Origin of the sequence: Methylobacterium brachiatum, from assembly GCF_900113845.1 — a bacterium.
Taxonomy (GTDB): Bacteria; Pseudomonadota; Alphaproteobacteria; order Rhizobiales; family Beijerinckiaceae; genus Methylobacterium; species Methylobacterium brachiatum.
Genome location: NZ_FOQW01000005.1, coordinates 29,430 through 44,921, shown reverse-complemented (window position 1 = coordinate 44,921; position 15,492 = coordinate 29,430). Strand labels below are relative to the sequence as shown.

The following is a 15,492-nucleotide window of genomic DNA, read 5'->3' as shown; positions in this document are numbered from 1 at the left end:
GATCGCGCTTGCCGTGAGGCGGCGGCTCGGGCAGATCACCTGACAAGGCGCGATGCCTATCAAAGAACGTGCGCTCACGGCAACAAACGGGCCCGCCGCCCACCAATGAATGGGCGGGGATCGCACGCGCAAATCACAGTGAGGAGCCCGTCCGACGCCATGCCCGAGACCGTCCCGCCCATCGCCGATCCCGCCATCCTCAAGCAGCGCGCGCTCCTCGAGACCCTGCTGTATGCCGGCATCCGCGCGGCCCATCCCGATCTGTGCCTGCCCGCGCACCTGCCGGCGCCGAGCCCGGGGCGCCTGATCATCCTGGCGGCCGGCAAGGCCGCGGGCAGCATGAGCGCGGTGGCGAGCCGGTTCTACCGCCAGCAGCACGGGCTCGGCGACGACCGGATCGTCGGCCTCGCGGTGGCCCGCCACGGCTACGGCCAGGACGCCCCAGGCATCCACATGGTCGAGGCCGGCCACCCGGTCCCCGACGAGGCCGGCATCGCCGCCACCCAGGAAGCCCTGCGGCTCGCCACCGAGGCGGGGCCCGACGATGAGGTGCTGGTCCTGCTCTCGGGCGGCGGCTCGGCCAACTGGATCGCCCCGGCCGGGGACCTGACCCTCGCCGAGAAGCAGGCGATCACCCGGGCGATGCTGCGCTCCGGCGCGCCGATCGGCGAGATCAACACCGTCCGCAAGCACATCTCGCGGATCAAGGGTGGCCGGCTCGCCATGGCGGCCCGCAACGCCCGGCGGATCCTGACGCTCGCGATCTCCGACGTGCCCTTCGACGATCCGGCGGTGATCGCCTCCGGCCCGACCGTGCCCGATCCCTCGACCCTGGCGGATGCCCGGGCGATCTGCGAGCGCCGGGGCATCCCGCTGCCGGAGACGGCGCTCCGTCTGCTGAACGACCCGAACAACGAGACCCCGAAGGCCGGCGACCCCGCCTTCGCCCGGGCCGAGTACCGGATCATCGCCCGGCCGATCGACGCCCTCGAGGCCACCGCTGCGGCCGCCCGGGAGGCGGGCTACGAGCCGATCATGCTGGGCGCCGACCTCGAAGGCGAGGCACGGGAAATCGCCGCCGTGCATGCCAGCGAGGCCAAGCGCTACAAGGCCGCCGGCCAGCGCGTCGCGCTGATCTCGGGGGGCGAGCTGACCGTGACCATCCGGGGCGAGGGCCATGGCGGCCCGAACCAGGAATACGCCCTGGCGCTGGCGGTGGCCCTCGACGGCGAGCCCGGCATTTTCGGGATCAGCGCCGACACCGACGGCACCGATGGCGGGCGCGGCCTCGCCACCGACCCGGCCGGCGGCCTGGTCGACCCGACCACCCTGGACCGCGCCCGCGCCGCCGGCCTCGACCCCGCCGCGATGCTGGCGCAGAACGACTCGACCGCGTTCTTCGCGGCCCTTGGCGACCTCGTGAACCCCGGCCCGACCCGTACCAATGTCAACGATTGCCGCATCATCCTCGTCGGGTAGATTTTTTGGGAGGGGAGCCGCGTCGCCGCTCATGCTGTCGGTGGTCCTGGGGGTCGGCGTCGCTCTGCTCGGCGTCGGCCCCGCCAGGGCGGACCTGCGCCTGTGCAACCAGACCGCCAGCAAGGTCGGCATCTCGCTGGGCTACCGGGACCCGCAGGGCTGGGTCACGGAGGGCTGGTGGGATCTGGCCCCGAAGGCCTGCGAGACCCTGCTCAAGGGCGCGCTGGCGGCGCGGTTCTACTACGTGTTCGCGGTCGACTACACGCGCGGCGGCGAGTGGAGCGGGCGCTCGCTGATGTGCACCCGCGATTCCGAGTTCACGATCCGCGGCGTCGAGGATTGCCTGGCCCGCGGCTACGACCGGAACGGCTTCTTCGAGGTCGACACCGGCGAGCAGAAGAGCTGGACCATCCAGCTCACCGATCCCAACCGGGCGGACGCGCCGGCCAAACCGTGAGGGCGCCGCCGCGCCCTTGACGCTGCCCCGGGCGGGATGCCTACACCGCCACCCAACGAACCGAACCGAACCGACGCCGTCGCGGGCCGAGCCTGCGCGGACGCGGCGGAACACCCGGAGGATCACGCTTGAAACGCTCGCGCCGCACCAAGATCGTCGCCACCCTCGGGCCGGCCTCGGATTCGCCGGAGATGATCGAACGCCTGTTCCGGGCGGGCGTGGACGTGTTCCGGCTCAACATGAGCCACCTTCCGCGCGAGAAGCTGCCCGAGAAGGTCGAGGTGATCCGGGCGATCGAGCGCGAGGCCAAGCACCCGATCGGCATCCTGGTCGATCTGCAGGGGCCGAAGCTCCGGCTCGGTACCTTCGCGGAGGGCGCCGTGATGATCGAAACCGGGGCCACCTTCGTGCTCGACGGCGACCCGACGCCCGGCGATGCCGGCCGGTGCCACCTGCCGCATCCGGAGATCCTGGAAGCCCTGGAGGCCGGCCACGCGATCCTGCTCGATGACGGCAAGCTGCGCCTCAGCGTGCTCGAGACCTCGGAGAACCGCGCCGTGACCCGCGTCGAGGTCGGCGGGAAGATCTCGAACCGCAAGGGTGTGTCGCTGCCCCACACGGTGATCCCAGTTCCGGCGATGACCGAGAAGGACCGGGCCGATCTCGATGCCGGCCTCAACGCCGGGGCCGACTGGATCGCCGTTTCCTTCGTGCAGCGTCCCGAGGACGTGGCCGAGGTCAAGAAGGTCTGCGCCGGCCGCGCCCTGGTCATGGCCAAGATCGAGAAGCCGCAGGCCCTGACCCGCCTCGACGAGATCATCGAGATCTCGGACGGGTTGATGGTCGCCCGCGGCGATCTCGGCGTGGAGATGCCGCTGGAGCAGGTCCCCGGCGTGCAGAAGCGGATCACCCGCAGCGCCCGCCGCTTCGGCAAGCCGGTGGTGGTGGCGACCCAGATGCTCGAATCGATGATCACGGCGCCGGTCCCAACCCGCGCCGAGGTCTCGGACGTGGCCACCGCCGTCTACGAGGGCGCGGATGCGGTGATGCTCTCGGCCGAGAGCGCGTCGGGCGCCTTCCCGGTCGGGGCCGTGGAGACGATGAACCGCATCGCCGAGCAGGTCGAGCGGGACGCGGTCTACTGGTCGATCATCCGGGCGCAGAGCGCGACCCCGGACGAGACCGCCGCCGACGCCATCGCGGCGGCCGCCCACCAGATGGTCGACGCCCTGAACCTCGACGCGATCATGGCCTGGACCAATTCCGGCTCGACCGCCCTGCGCCTGTCGCGCGAGCGCCCGAACGCCACGGTGATCGCTCTCACGCCCCGGCGCGAGACCGCCCGCCGCCTGGCGCTCGCCTGGGGCACGCACCCGATCGTCACCAAGGATGCCAGCGACGTGGACGACATGTCGTTCCGCGCCGCCAAATTCGCGGTCCGAGAAAAATTCGCCGCGGTGGGCGACCGGGTGATCGTGGTGGCCGGTTTGCCCTTCGGGACGCCGGGGGCCACGAACCTCGTGCGGCTGACCTTCATCACCCGGGAGCACGCCGAGAAGGCGTGAGGTTTATTCCCTGACGAGGGGAGCGGCCTCGCGCCGCTCTCCGGCGAACCGGGCGATCTCGTCGGTCAGGCGCTCCGCCGCCACGAAGTGAAGCATGTGGCCGATTCCCGGCAGCAGCACGAGCCGTGCGCCGGGAATCGCCTTCGCCAGGGGGACCGCCTGGGTCTCGCTGCGCACGATCGGATCGGCCGCGCCCGAGATCACCAGGGTCGGGACGCGGAGGTCGCCGTAGCGCGGGCTCTGCGCCGCCAGAGCGGCGGGCAGGCCGACGAGATCCTGCACGTTGGCGAGCAAGGTTCCGGGCCGCAGCACCAGGGCGGCGCGGACGGCTTCCGCGTAGCCGGGGACTTCGGACTGAGGCTGGAACACCCGTTTGGCCGTCTCGGGGAGATAAGACTGGGCGAGCGGCGGCCCGATGGTGCGGCTCAGCAGCCAGGCGACTGGCGGCTGCAGCGCGAGACGCCAGTACCAGGGCAGCACCAGCATCTGCGCCGGCATCGGCATCGCCACGGGCGCCGCGAGCACGAGGCTCGACACCCGCGCGGGATGGTCGAGGGCGAGCGCCAGGGCCAGCGCGCCGGCCCAGGAATGGCCGAACACCATTGCCGGCCCGACGCCCAGCTTCTCCAGACCCTCGGCGATGATTCGCGCCTGGACGGAAGGCGCGGCCGCCTCGCTCCCGGCGATGCGGTCGCTCCAGCCGAAGCCCGGCCGGTCGAAGGCGATGACGCGGAAGCCCTTCTCGGCGAGACGGCGGCCGAAACCCTCCATCGGGTCGGAGGCGTTGGCCGAGGCCCCGTGCAGCAGGATCACCGGCGGGCCGTCGGCCGGCCCGGCCTGGATGGTCGCCAGCCGTTCGCCGGCAACCTCGACGAAAGGCCCGGCCGGCGGATTCGCGGCACCGGCCCGCAAGGCGATGACGAGGCTCGCCACCGCGCCGAGCGCGAGGACCAGACCCAGGATCGCGAAGGGGAGGGCGAGGATCGTGATGAGAAGTGCGGCCACCCGGCTCACAGGTCGCGGCCGTCAACCTCCGGAGCAAGGCGGTCGACCGCCTCGCCGATCTTCTCCATCTTCGGATATAGCGCCTTGGCCCGGCGGAAGGCCGCCAGAGCCCGGGCCTTGTCGTCAAGGGATTCGTAGATCCGCCCCATGGCGGCCCAGGCCTCGAAGTGGCGCGGCTCCAGCACCAGGGCGCGGCGCAAATCGGCGATGGCGTCGTCCTTGTCAGTCAGGAGCCAGAACACCGTGGCGCGCCGGTTCCAGCCCTCGGACCAGTTCGGCTCCAGGGCGGTGACCCGATCCATCAGCTCGGCTGCCAGGGGAAAGTCGTGGGCCGCGATGGCCTGCCGGGCGCGGTCGGTGAGCAGGTCGGCGGTCGGGCTGCCCGAGGCGTCGAGGCGGCGCTCGATCAGCTTGGCGATGCCTTTTGCTTCCGCCGGATCCTCGCTGGCGCGCAGGCGCGCGAACAGCTCGTCGAGGCTCACGGTCTTCGGCGCCGGCTTCGCCTCGGGCGCCGGGCGACCGGACCGGCTCGTATCCGGGGCCGCGGCGGCGATCGGTGCCGCGAAGACCGGCAGGCAGACCAGGGCGGCGAGGAGACGGGTCGGCTTCATCATCCCAGAGTGTGCGCGGGTGTGGGGCTCGTCAACGTGCCGCGGTGCCGCGCACGCAAAAGCAGCCGCAACCCGGACGGGCGCGGCTGCTTTTGCGTTGACTGACCCGACCGAAGCCGGGCGCAGGCTTCAGCCCTGGCGGGCCTTGAAGCGCTTCTGGGTCTTGTTGATCACGTAGACCCGGCCCTTGCGGCGCACGAGCTGGTTGTCGCGGTGACGGCCGCGCAGGGACTTGAGGGAATTACGGATCTTCATCGGTCTCTCGAGCCCGGTTGGGCCGTCCATTCACGGGGGATCGGGAACGTGGTCGCGAGGCAGGACGCGAGGTCGCGTCCAGCGATCACGGCACACGCATCGCGGGATGGCGCCGCCATATCAGGATTCGCCACCGCAAGGCAAGGCGTCGCAGGCGCGGCGGCTCAATGGACGCTGTCGGAGGCCGGCACCGCGGCGGTGACGACCAGCTGCCGGCCGATCTCATGCAGCAGCGCGTCGATCAGCGGCTTCAGCCGCTCGAAATCGTCGATCGCCAGGCTTTCGGCCACGGTGAACAACGCCAGCGCCAGCTCGGCAACCCGGTCGATCCCGCCGCCCGGGGCGTCGATCGCGCAGAAGGTGGCCGGGTCGAGGAAACCGTCCCGGCTGCTCTCGGTCACGTCGATGACGATGCCGCGGGCCTCGCTCACGATCCCGTCCGGGCCCATGACGAAGCGTCCGCGCGCCAGAACCCAGCGCACGTCGTCGGGCGCGATCACGGCGCGGTACTGTGCGATGTACAGGCCGCCATGCCGCTGCAGGTCGCCGACAATCGCGGCGATGCGCGGCCGGTCCTGCGGATGGATCCGTTCGAAGAACATGGCGTAGGTCGTGCCCCGCCCGGTCGCCGCCCGGGGAATGCCCAGCATCGTGGCGGCGACGGAATCGCAGCGCACGACGTCGTCGGCGATCCGCCACTCCCACGTCCCGACATTCGACGCGGCGAGCGCGCGCGCGATGATCTCGCTGTCCCGCCGCTTCGGCGACGCATCGACGCCCACGGATCTCGTCTCCAGAACGGAAGGAAAGTCTCTGATCGCCGAGGCGATATTTTGTCGACACAGTAACGCGCGGCGCTCGGCCGTACAACGCGAACGGCTTTTGGCCGCCGGCAAATCCAAGCGCCGCGATACCCGGCCTCAGACCCGCGCGTAGGTGCCGATCAGCCGTCCCTTGCCGAGCACGTGGCCGCGCATCGCGTCCAGCAGGGCGGAGCGGCCGGGGCTTTCGGGAAGGTCGAGAGCGTCGCGAAGCGCGTACAGCTGGAAGACGTAGGCGTGGTTGCCGTGGCCGCTGGGCGGATCGGGCGGGAGCCATTCGGATCGCAGGAAGCTGTTTTGGCCGAGGCTGAGCGGGCTGGACCGCTGATCCGGGCTCGGCAACGCTCCTTCCGCGAGGCTTCCGGCGGAGATCGACAGGTTCCACACGATCAGGTGAACGAGCGGTTGCGGCGTCGGGCTGCCGGCATCCTCGACCAGGAGCACCAGGGACGAGGCCCCGGCCGGCAATCCCTCCCAGGCGAGCGGTGGCGAGGTCCCGGGCCCGTCCGCGGTGAAGCGCGCCGGGATGTCGGCGCCATCCGCGAAGGCGGGGCTCGTCAACCGCAGCGTCTCTTGAATGTCGGCGAAGGCCGCGTAATAGGCGGTCTTCTCTATGCCGGCCTTGAGGCCGGACAGCGCCGCGCCCACCGCGGTGGGGATCTTCTCGAGCATGGTTCGGGTCTCCGCTGCGGTCTCAACCGGGAAAGGAGCCTCCGGTTCAGGCCCGACGCTCGGCCGCGACCATGTAGTTCACCGCCTTGTCCCGGTTAATGCGCCAGCCGTCGGTGAGCGGGTTATAGGCGACGCCGATCGTATCGGTGACGTCGAGGCCGCCCGCCCGGATCGCGCGGCTGAATTCCTCCGGCGTCACGAACTTCTCCCAATCGTGCGTCCCCCGGGGCAGCCAGCCGAGGACGTATTCGGCGCCGACGATGGCCATCGCGAAGGAGCGCATCGTCCGGTTGAGGGTCGCGCCGAACAGCATGCCCCCGGGCTTCACCGCCGCGCAGGCAGTGCGCACGAAGGCGGGCATGTCCGCGACGTGCTCGATCACCTCCATGATCAGCACCGCGTCGAAGGTCTGGCCGGCGGCGACCACGGCCTCGATGGTCTCGCCGCGGTAATCCACCGGCACGCCGGCGGACTCGGCGTGGGCGCGCGCCACCGCGATGTTCTGCTCGGCTGGATCGAGGCCGGTGACCTGAGCGCCGAGGCGGGCGAGGGGCTCGGACAGCACCCCGCCGCCGCAGCCGACATCGCAGATCGTCAGACCGTCCAGCGGAAAGGGCGTCTGCGGATCCCGGCCGAAGCGCCGGCACAGCGCGTCGCGGATATAGGCCAGCCGCACCGGGTTGAAGCGGTGCAGCACCCGCATCGGGCCCGCCTCGTCCCACCAGGTGGCGGCGAGGGCGTCGAAGCGCGCGACCTCGCCGCGATCGACGAATCCGTCCGTCCCGGGGTTCGTGGCTGCCCTGTCCATGCGCGTTCCGTCCAGAAGATGCCGGCCGTGTCCGGGCGATGCCCGAGCGCCGGGCGCTCGACGCGCGATCCGGATCGGGGCTATCGGCGGGACCTGTCGGGGTCGCCATAGCACGCCTGACCTAGGGCCGTCGCCGCGACGCCGGAGCCATGCCCGAGCGGTTGTTGACACCTCAACGAGCCGCTTGTACCCGCCGGGCACTGTCCGGGGCCCGCCAGGGCGGTCCCTCTCCCAGACGTCGGGAACCCGCGAAGAACCAACATGCCCCGTCTGGTGATGAAATTCGGCGGCACGTCCGTCGCCAATGTCGACCGCATCCGCAACGTGGCCCGCCACGTCGCCCGCGAGGTCGCGGCCGGCTACGACGTGGCCGTGATCGTGTCGGCCATGTCCGGCAAGACCAACGAGCTGGTCGACTGGGTCAAGGACGCCAACCCGCTCTACGACCCGCGCGAGTACGACGCCGTCGTGGCCTCGGGCGAGCTGGTCACCGCCGGCCTGCTGGCGGTCGCCCTGCAGAAGGACGGCCTCAAGGCCCGCTCCTGGCAGGGCTGGCAGATCCCCGTTGTCACCTCGGACGCGCATGGCTCGGCCCGCATCGCCGAGATCGACCCGAAGAACCTCGAGGCGGGCTTCGCCAAGGGCGAGGTCGCGGTGATCGCCGGCTTCCAGGGCATCCATGCCGAGACCGGCCGGGTGACCACCCTCGGGCGCGGCGGCTCGGACACCTCGGCGGTGGCCGTGGCGGCCGCGATCCAGGCCGAGCGCTGCGACATCTACACGGACGTGGACGGGGTCTACACCACCGATCCGCGGATCGTGCCGAAGGCCCGGCGCATGGAGCGCGTCACCTTCGAGGAAATGCTGGAGATGGCGTCGCTCGGCGCCAAGGTGCTGCAGGTCCGCTCGGTGGAACTCGCCATGGTCCACCGGGTGCCGACCACGGTCCGGTCCTCCTTCGATCCGCCGGACGCCGCGCGCCCTGGCACCCTCATCTGCGACGAGGACGACATCGTGGAACAGCAGATCATCACCGGGATCGCGTTCTCCCGGGACGAGGCGCAGATCACCCTGCGCCGGGTCAAGGACAGCCCCGGCGTGGCCGCCGCCATCTTCGGGCCGCTCGCCGACGCGAACATCAACGTCGACATGATCATCCAGACCGTGTCGGGCGACCAGTCGACCACCGACATGACCTTCACGGTCCCGGCCGCCGAGTACGAGCGCACCCGCGCGATCCTCGACCAGGCCAGCCCGCAGATCGGCTATGCGCAGATCGAGGGCGCGACCGACGTGGTCAAGGTCTCGGCGATCGGCGTCGGGATGCGCAGCCATGCCGGCGTCGCCGCCAAGGCGTTCCGGGCTCTGGCCGAGAAGGGCATCAACATCCGCGCGATCACCACCTCGGAGATCAAGTTCTCCGTGCTGATCGACGCGGCCTATACGGAGCTTGCCGTGCGCACGCTTCACTCGCTATACGGCCTGGATCAGGCCTGAGCCTGAGAGGGTCTAGATTAGCGCGCCCTGGGGCCGGAACGGATGCTGGTTCGGTGACGGGCGCGCGCTGAAACAAGGACTTGGACTAAAGCCTGGAATCGTGTCCGATCGGGCGGGATCCAGGAGCGGATCGGGTGTCTTGAACTAGAACAGTCACGGGCCGGTCCGCCGATCCCAGAGGTGCTCTGGGGCATGCGGCACGGTCCATCGGGCGCCTTCCGTTTCGATGGTGGCGCCAAGGTTGCAGGGTGGTCGACGCCAAGGCCACTCGCCACGTTGGAACGACGAACCGATGCCCGCTGCGCCCGGAGGCCCGCGCCTGCTGCTGCGCCGCCTCCGCGAAGCGATGGCGGAGCCGGTCAGCCCCCAGGCGCGCCTCGACCGCATCGTCGTCCTGATCGCCGCCAACGTGGTCGCCGAGGTCTGCTCGGTCTACGTCCTGCGGGACGACAACACCCTCGAATTGTTTGCCACCGAAGGCCTCAACCGTGAGGCGGTGCACCTGACGCGGATGCACGCCGACGAGGGCCTCGTCGGCCTGATCGCGCGCACCGCCGAGCCGCTCTCCCTCTCGGACGCCCAGAACCACCCGGCCTTCTCGTACCGGCCGGAGACCGGGGAAGAGGCCTACCACGCCTTCCTGGGCGTGCCGCTGCTGCGGGCCGGCAACACGCTCGGCGTGCTCACGGTCCAGAACAAGACCTACCGGGTCTATTCCGAGGAGGAGATCGAGGCGCTCCAGACCACCGCGATGGTGCTCTCGGAGATGATCGCCTCCGGCGAGCTGGAGGGCCTGGCCCCGGATGCCGGCACCGCCGCCCGCCGACCGGTGGTCGCGCGCGGCATCGCGCTCGCCGACGGGATCGGCCTCGGGCACGTGGTGCTCCACGAGCCTCGCGTCGTGGTGAAGACGCTGATCGCCGAGAATGTCGAGCGCGAGGTCGCGCGGCTCGACGCGGCGATCGAGGAGGTCCGCTCGGCCATCGACGCGCTCGTGGAGCGCGGCGACCGGATCGGCACCGCCGAATCGCGCGAGGTGCTGGAGACCGTCCGGATGTTCGCCCACGACAAGGGCTGGCTCCGGCGCATGCGCGAGGCGGTGGCCTCGGGCCTGACCGCCGAGGCCGCGGTCGAGCGGGTGCAATCGGACAATCGCGCCCGGATGATGCGCCAGTCGGACCCGTATCTGCGCGAGCGCCTGCACGATCTCGACGACCTCGCCAACCGGTTGCTGCGGGCCCTGATCGGCCCGGAGGCGGCCGGGATCGTGGTCCTGCCCGAGAACGCCATCCTGGTGGCGCGCACCATGGGCCCGGCGGCCCTGCTCGATTACGATTCCTCGACCCTGCGCGGCATCGTGCTGGAGGAGGGCGGGCCGACCAGCCACGTCGCCATCGTCGCCCGGGCGCTCGGCATCCCGGCGGTGGGCGAGGTCGAGAACGCCTCGGCCCTGTGCGACGCGGGCGACGCCATCATCGTCGACGGTGTGGCCGGCGAGGTCCATGTCCGGCCGGGCCCGGAGGTCGAGGCCGCCTATGCCGAGATGGTGCGGCTGCGCGCCCGTCGGCAGGAGCAGTACCGGGCGCTGCGCGACGTGCCGGCTCAGACCCGGGACGGGGTGCGGGTGGCCCTGCAGCTCAATGCCGGCCTGCTGGTCGACTTCAGCCACCTGCACGAGACCGGGGCCGAGGGCGTCGGCCTGTTCCGCACCGAACTGCAATTCATGGTCGCCCAGCGGATGCCGTCGGCCGCGGAGCAGCAGGAGCTGTACCGCAAGGTGTTCGTCGCCTCGGCCGGCAAGCCCGTGACGGTCCGGACCCTCGATATCGGCGGCGACAAGATCCTCCCCTACATGGCCAAGCTCGAGGAGGAGAACCCGGCGCTCGGCTGGCGGGCGATCCGGATCGGCCTCGACCGGCCGGCCCTGCTGCGGATGCAGTTGCGGGCGCTCCTGAAGGCCGCCGACGGCGACCCGCTCAAGATCATGTTCCCGATGGTCGCCACCGTGGACGAGTTCGTGCGCGCCCGCGGCATCGTCGAGCGCGAGAAGGCCTATCTGCGCCGCCACGGCTACCAGCTGCCCACCGAGTGCCGCCTCGGCGCGATGGTCGAGGTGCCCTCGCTCCTGTTCCAGATCGACGAGATCGCCCGGGAGGCCGATTTCCTCTCCGTCGGCTCGAACGACCTGATGCAGTTCCTGTTCGCGGTCGACCGCGAGAACCGCCGGGTCGCCGACCGGTTCGATCCGCTCTGCGTCGCGGCCCTGCGCGCGTTCCGGCTGATCGCCGAACGGGCCAATGCCGCTGGCTGCCCGGTGACGGTCTGCGGCGAGATCGGTGGACGGCCGCTCGACGCCATGGCGCTGATCGGCCTCGGCTACCGCAGCCTGTCGATGTCGCCGGCCGCCATCGGCCCGGTCAAGGCGATGGTGCTGAGCCTCCATGCGGGTGCGGTCTCGGAGCTGATCGAGACCGAGATGGCCCGGATGCAGGACGGCGATTCCCTGCGCCCGGCGCTCACCGCCTTCGCGCATGCCCACGGCGTACCTATCTAACCCGTCATGCGACCCTTGCCGAAGGTTCGGCCGGGGTTGTACGGCAAAGCCACGACGATTTCGGTCGATGCGCGGCGGCCTCCGCTCTCGAAGGGAAGCGGTGTCGGGTAGGGGACCTGTCTCGCCGCGTCGGTCAGCTCCCTGATCCCGCGCTCGCACCCCTGAGACGAGACCCCGCCCGGCCCGGAACGTCGGACGTCAAAACCTGCAGAAACACGGGCGATGATCCCCTTTCCCACCGAGCGCCTCGACGCCATCCTGGCGCGGCACGAATTCGTCACCGCGCAACTCGCCACGGGCGAGGGTGAATCCGAGACCGTGATCCAGCTGTCGCGGGAACTGTCGGACCTCGATCCCGTGGTGGACGCGATCCGCACGTACCGGGCTGCGCTCGCGAACCTGGCGGATCTCGAGGCGATGATCGACGAGCCGGGCACCGATCCGGAGATGCGCGCCCTGGCGGCCGACGAGAAGCCGGAGGCTCAGGAGCGGCTCGAGGAGACCCACCGGGCGCTCCAGCTCATGCTGCTGCCCAAGGACGCGGCCGACGAGAAGAGCGCGATCCTGGAAGTCCGGGCCGGCACCGGCGGCGACGAGGCGGCCCTGTTCGCCGGCGACCTGTTCCGGATGTACGCGAAATACGCCGAATCGAAGGGCTGGCGGGTCGAGGTGATCTCCGAGAGCGAGGGCACGGTCGGCGGCTTCCGCGAGGTCGTGGCCGAGGTGAAGGGCAAGGGCGTGTTCGCGCGCTTGAAATTCGAGAGCGGCGCCCACCGGGTGCAGCGGGTGCCCAACACCGAGACGCAGGGGCGTATCCATACCTCGGCGGCCACCGTGGCGGTGCTGCCGGAAGCCGAGGAGGTCGATATCGTCGTCAACGACGCCGACCTGAAGATCGACACGATGCGCGCCCAGGGCGCCGGCGGACAGCACGTCAACAAGACCGAGTCGGCGATCCGCATCACCCATCTGCCCACCGGCATCGTGGTGTTCGTCCAGGAGGAGCGCTCGCAGCACAAGAACCGGGCCCGCGCCATGGCCCTGCTGCGCGCCCGGCTCTACGACGCCGAGCGGACCGCCAAGGATTCGGCCCGGGCCGCCGACCGGCGCGCGCAGGTCGGGTCCGGCGATCGCAGCGAGCGGATCCGCACCTACAACTTCCCGCAGGGGCGGGTGACCGACCACCGCATCAACCTGACCCTCTACAAGCTGGAGGAGGTGATGGCCGGCGCGGCGCTCGACGAGGTGGTCGACGCCCTGATCACCGAGCACCAGGCCGAATTGCTGGCCTCCGAGGGCATGGCCTGAGCGGCGCCGTGACGCGCGATACCAGCCAGGGCCTGTCGCGTCGCGCCGCCCTGCGCCGGGGCACGGCCCTGCTGAGCGAGGGCGGCATCGCGGAGGCCGCGGGCGACGCGCGCTTCCTGATGCTGGGCCTTCTCGGCCTCGAAACCCGTGACCTCCTGCTCGACGGCGACCAAAGCCTCGGCGCGGACGAGGCGAGACGCCTCGACGCCGCCCTGGCGCGGCGGCTCGCCGGCGAGCCGGTGGCGCGCATCCTCGGCGCCTGGGAGTTCTGGGGCCTCCCGTTCCAGCTGGCGCCCGAGACGCTGGTCCCGCGCCCCGATACCGAGATCCTCGTCGAGACGGTGCTGGCATCCGTGCCGGACCGGACGGCGCCCCTGCGCTGCCTCGACCTCGGCACCGGCTCGGGCTGCATCCTGGTGGCGCTGCTGAGCGAATTGCGGAACGCATTCGGGATCGGCCTCGACCGTTCGCCCAGTGCCTTGCGCGTAGCGCATCACAATGCCGTGGCGAACGGGGTCGGCAGCCGGGCCGCCTTCTTGGCGGGAGATTGGTGCGATGCCCTTCGGGGCGGCTTCGACCTCGTGGTGTCGAACCCGCCCTACATCGTGCAGGATCTCATCGCGCATCTCGACCGGGACGTCTGCCAGCACGATCCCCGCGCGGCCCTCGATGGCGGCCCGGACGGGCTCGACGCCTACCGGCGTATCCTGGAGGGCGTGCGTGCGCGCGCACTGCTGGCACCGGGTGGGACGCTCCTGTTCGAGATCGGCTACGACCAGGCCGATGCCGTCCGCGCCCTCGCGCGCGGGGCCGGCTTCGCCGATCGCGGTCTCACCCGGGACCTCGCGGGCCATGACCGGGTGCTGGCATTCAGCCTCTCACCGGGTCTTTCTTCCGGCCACACGGATGCCTAACTCGGCAACGACGATCGGTGCGTTGAGAAAATGCTTGTTGCATCTCCTTGGGAACGCTAGACTCCGCTTGAAGATCGCGAACGGTTCGTTAAGACGGACGACTGTAAGGTCGGTGACGATCTCTGGTCGCCGCTTGGTTCGCTGATCCCCCGTACCGTTGGACTTGAGCGCGCGTGCGACTGCGCGGCGGTTCGACAGCACTCGAACCTGACAATCGACTGGTTTCTGGCGTCTGTGCCCGGGCGCGCGGTGCTGAGGGATGGTCAGGCAGACGCGCGGACCGCGGAGCGGTCATACGTGCGGCTCCACCGGGTGCATTTGGCCGGAGCGCGTCTGAAGATCGACGCCGGGCGCCCCGAAGAACGTCGTTTGCGTGAACGAGGGTCACTGAAGACCGATGAGACCAAACCAGAATCGACGGATGCGCGGCCGCAACCGGCCGAAAGGTCCGAATCCGCTGACGCGCTCGTACGAATCCAACGGCCCAGACGTCAAAATTCGCGGCACGGCGCAGCACATCGCCGACAAGTACGCGCAGCTCGCCCGCGACGCGCAGGCGGCCGGCGACCCCGTCGCGGCCGAAAACTATTTCCAGCACGGCGAACACTATTTCCGGATCGTCTCCGGCGCCCAGGAGCAGACTCGCCCGGCCAATACCGGCGGCTATGCCAGTCGCGCCTACGACGACGAGATGGACGAGGGTGACGACGAGGGCCAGGGCAACGGCTCGGGCCCGAACGGCCACGCCTATAACGGCTACGACGACAACGATCCCGGCCAGCAGCCTCAGCCCTACGAGATGCGCCAGGAGCCGAACCAGGACGGCCGCCAGCAGGGCCGAGACCGGTTCCAGAACCGGGACCAGCGCCGGTTCGACAACAACGGCCGGCAGGATTACCGGCGGCAGGATCAGCCGCGGCAGGACTACCAGCGCCAGGATTCGCCGCGGCAGGATTACCAGCGCCCGGACTACCGGCAGGATCGCCAAGACAATCGGCAGGACAATCGGCAGGAGAACCGGCAGGACGCGCGCCAGGATTACGGCCGGCAGGATTACCGCCAGGACCGCCAGGACAACCGTCAGGATGCCCGCGGCGACCAGAACCGCTACGAGTCCGGGCGCTCCGAGACCGCGCGGCCGGAGGCTCGCCAGCCCGAGAACCGATCGCAGGAGAGCCGGGCCGAGGCTCGCTCGGAGGAGCGTCCGCCGCGCCGGTCCGCCGAGCCCCGGGGCGAGGCTGCCCCCCGCGCCGAGACGCCGCGTCAGGCCGAGCCGGCGCCCCGCCGCGAGCGCCGTCGCGAGGCAGCCCCGGCTCCGGTCACCGCAGAGGATCCGGCGAGCCTGCCGGCTTTCCTGATGACGCCGCCGCGCCCCGTGGCCGCGACGACGCCGGTCGAGCAGCCGGCTTCCACCCCGGCCCCCGAGGCCGCTGCCGAAGAGGCGCCCGTGAAGCCGCGTCGCCGCCGTCGGCCGCGCTTCGAGGGGATCGCCCCGGAGGAGGGTGAGGCGCGCACGCCCACCGAGGACGCGCCGACCGAGTAAATC

Annotated in this window: 14 protein-coding genes; 8 read left to right on the top strand and 6 right to left on the bottom strand. The window is 70.8% G+C overall.

Annotated features, from left to right (window positions below; all coding sequences use genetic code 11):
- Positions 1–159 precede the first annotated feature (159 nt).
- The 3 genes from BMZ47_RS06370 (at position 160) to pyk (ending at position 3,501) form a co-directional block, all read left to right on the top strand.
- A complete protein-coding gene (locus BMZ47_RS06370; protein ID WP_091859904.1) occupies positions 160–1,479 on the top strand; it encodes a glycerate kinase type-2 family protein in 1,320 nt (439 codons plus the stop codon).
- Between the two features lie 31 nt (positions 1,480–1,510).
- Positions 1,511–1,936: a DUF1036 domain-containing protein gene (locus tag BMZ47_RS06365; protein ID WP_007568165.1), complete on the top strand. Its 426-nt coding sequence runs from the start codon at positions 1,511–1,513 to the stop codon at positions 1,934–1,936.
- 128 nt (positions 1,937–2,064) lie between these two features.
- Positions 2,065–3,501: a pyruvate kinase gene (pyk, locus tag BMZ47_RS06360; RefSeq protein ID WP_007568163.1), complete on the top strand. Its 1,437-nt coding sequence runs from the start codon at positions 2,065–2,067 to the stop codon at positions 3,499–3,501.
- A gap of 3 nt (positions 3,502–3,504) precedes the next feature.
- Here the strand turns inward: pyk and BMZ47_RS06355 are convergent, their stop codons facing one another.
- From BMZ47_RS06355 to ubiG, 6 genes are all read right to left on the bottom strand, one after another.
- Complete coding sequence (locus BMZ47_RS06355) at positions 3,505–4,515, bottom strand: alpha/beta fold hydrolase (protein WP_091859901.1); 1,011 nt, start codon at positions 4,513–4,515, stop codon at positions 3,505–3,507.
- A complete protein-coding gene (locus BMZ47_RS06350; RefSeq protein ID WP_091860506.1) occupies positions 4,512–5,117 on the bottom strand; it encodes a tetratricopeptide repeat protein in 606 nt (201 codons plus the stop codon). Before BMZ47_RS06350 ends, BMZ47_RS06355 begins: the two co-directional genes overlap by 4 nt.
- 129 nt (positions 5,118–5,246) lie before the next feature.
- Positions 5,247–5,372 (bottom strand): type B 50S ribosomal protein L36, encoded by a 126-nt coding sequence (ykgO, locus tag BMZ47_RS06345; protein ID WP_003601867.1) that lies wholly within the window; start codon positions 5,370–5,372, stop codon positions 5,247–5,249.
- Between the two features lie 164 nt (positions 5,373–5,536).
- Complete coding sequence (locus tag BMZ47_RS06340; RefSeq protein ID WP_091859898.1) at positions 5,537–6,154, bottom strand: PAS domain-containing protein; 618 nt, start codon at positions 6,152–6,154, stop codon at positions 5,537–5,539.
- Between the two features lie 138 nt (positions 6,155–6,292).
- Entirely contained in the window at positions 6,293–6,865 is a 573-nt protein-coding gene (locus BMZ47_RS06335) for a YbhB/YbcL family Raf kinase inhibitor-like protein (RefSeq protein WP_091859895.1), read from the bottom strand.
- A 46-nt stretch (positions 6,866–6,911) separates the two neighbouring features.
- On the bottom strand, positions 6,912–7,673 hold the full coding sequence (gene ubiG / locus BMZ47_RS06330) for a bifunctional 2-polyprenyl-6-hydroxyphenol methylase/3-demethylubiquinol 3-O-methyltransferase UbiG (RefSeq protein WP_091859892.1): 762 nt from the start codon (positions 7,671–7,673) through the stop codon (positions 6,912–6,914).
- A gap of 261 nt (positions 7,674–7,934) precedes the next feature.
- Here ubiG and BMZ47_RS06325 point away from each other — a divergent pair, with 261 nt between their 5' ends.
- From BMZ47_RS06325 to BMZ47_RS06305, 5 genes are all read left to right on the top strand, one after another.
- Entirely contained in the window at positions 7,935–9,170 is a 1,236-nt protein-coding gene (locus BMZ47_RS06325) for an aspartate kinase (RefSeq protein WP_007568135.1), read from the top strand.
- Positions 9,171–9,462: 292 nt separating this feature from the next.
- Positions 9,463–11,724, top strand: a complete 2,262-nt coding sequence (gene ptsP / locus BMZ47_RS06320) for a phosphoenolpyruvate--protein phosphotransferase (RefSeq protein WP_007568133.1) — start codon at positions 9,463–9,465, stop codon at positions 11,722–11,724.
- Between the two features lie 222 nt (positions 11,725–11,946).
- Positions 11,947–13,032 carry a peptide chain release factor 1 gene (prfA, locus tag BMZ47_RS06315; RefSeq protein ID WP_091859889.1) on the top strand — a complete coding sequence of 362 codons (1,086 nt, stop codon included), beginning with the start codon at positions 11,947–11,949 and terminating at the stop codon, positions 13,030–13,032.
- Positions 13,033–13,040: 8 nt separating this feature from the next.
- Positions 13,041–13,946, top strand: a complete 906-nt coding sequence (gene prmC, locus BMZ47_RS06310; protein ID WP_091859886.1) for a peptide chain release factor N(5)-glutamine methyltransferase — start codon at positions 13,041–13,043, stop codon at positions 13,944–13,946.
- A 421-nt stretch (positions 13,947–14,367) separates the two neighbouring features.
- Positions 14,368–15,489 carry a DUF4167 domain-containing protein gene (locus BMZ47_RS06305; RefSeq protein WP_091859883.1) on the top strand — a complete coding sequence of 374 codons (1,122 nt, stop codon included), beginning with the start codon at positions 14,368–14,370 and terminating at the stop codon, positions 15,487–15,489.
- Positions 15,490–15,492: the final 3 nt, after the last annotated feature.

What these genes read in the sequence shown, in the direction of transcription:
- BMZ47_RS06370 (WP_091859904.1), top strand. Translation starts at nt 160, where the DNA reads ATGCCCGAGACCGTCCCGCCCATCGCCGATCCCGCCATCCTCAAGCAG.
- BMZ47_RS06365 (WP_007568165.1), top strand. Translation starts at nt 1,511, where the DNA reads ATGCTGTCGGTGGTCCTGGGGGTCGGCGTCGCTCTGCTCGGCGTCGGC.
- BMZ47_RS06350 (WP_091860506.1), bottom strand. Translation starts at nt 5,117, where the DNA reads ATGAAGCCGACCCGTCTCCTCGCCGCCCTGGTCTGCCTGCCGGTCTTC.
- ykgO (WP_003601867.1), bottom strand. Translation starts at nt 5,372, where the DNA reads ATGAAGATCCGTAATTCCCTCAAGTCCCTGCGCGGCCGTCACCGCGAC.
- BMZ47_RS06335 (WP_091859895.1), bottom strand. Translation starts at nt 6,865, where the DNA reads ATGCTCGAGAAGATCCCCACCGCGGTGGGCGCGGCGCTGTCCGGCCTC.
- ubiG (WP_091859892.1), bottom strand. Translation starts at nt 7,673, where the DNA reads ATGGACAGGGCAGCCACGAACCCCGGGACGGACGGATTCGTCGATCGC.
- BMZ47_RS06325 (WP_007568135.1), top strand. Translation starts at nt 7,935, where the DNA reads ATGCCCCGTCTGGTGATGAAATTCGGCGGCACGTCCGTCGCCAATGTC.
- ptsP (WP_007568133.1), top strand. Translation starts at nt 9,463, where the DNA reads ATGCCCGCTGCGCCCGGAGGCCCGCGCCTGCTGCTGCGCCGCCTCCGC.
- prfA (WP_091859889.1), top strand. Translation starts at nt 11,947, where the DNA reads ATGATCCCCTTTCCCACCGAGCGCCTCGACGCCATCCTGGCGCGGCAC.
- BMZ47_RS06305 (WP_091859883.1), top strand. Translation starts at nt 14,368, where the DNA reads ATGCGCGGCCGCAACCGGCCGAAAGGTCCGAATCCGCTGACGCGCTCG.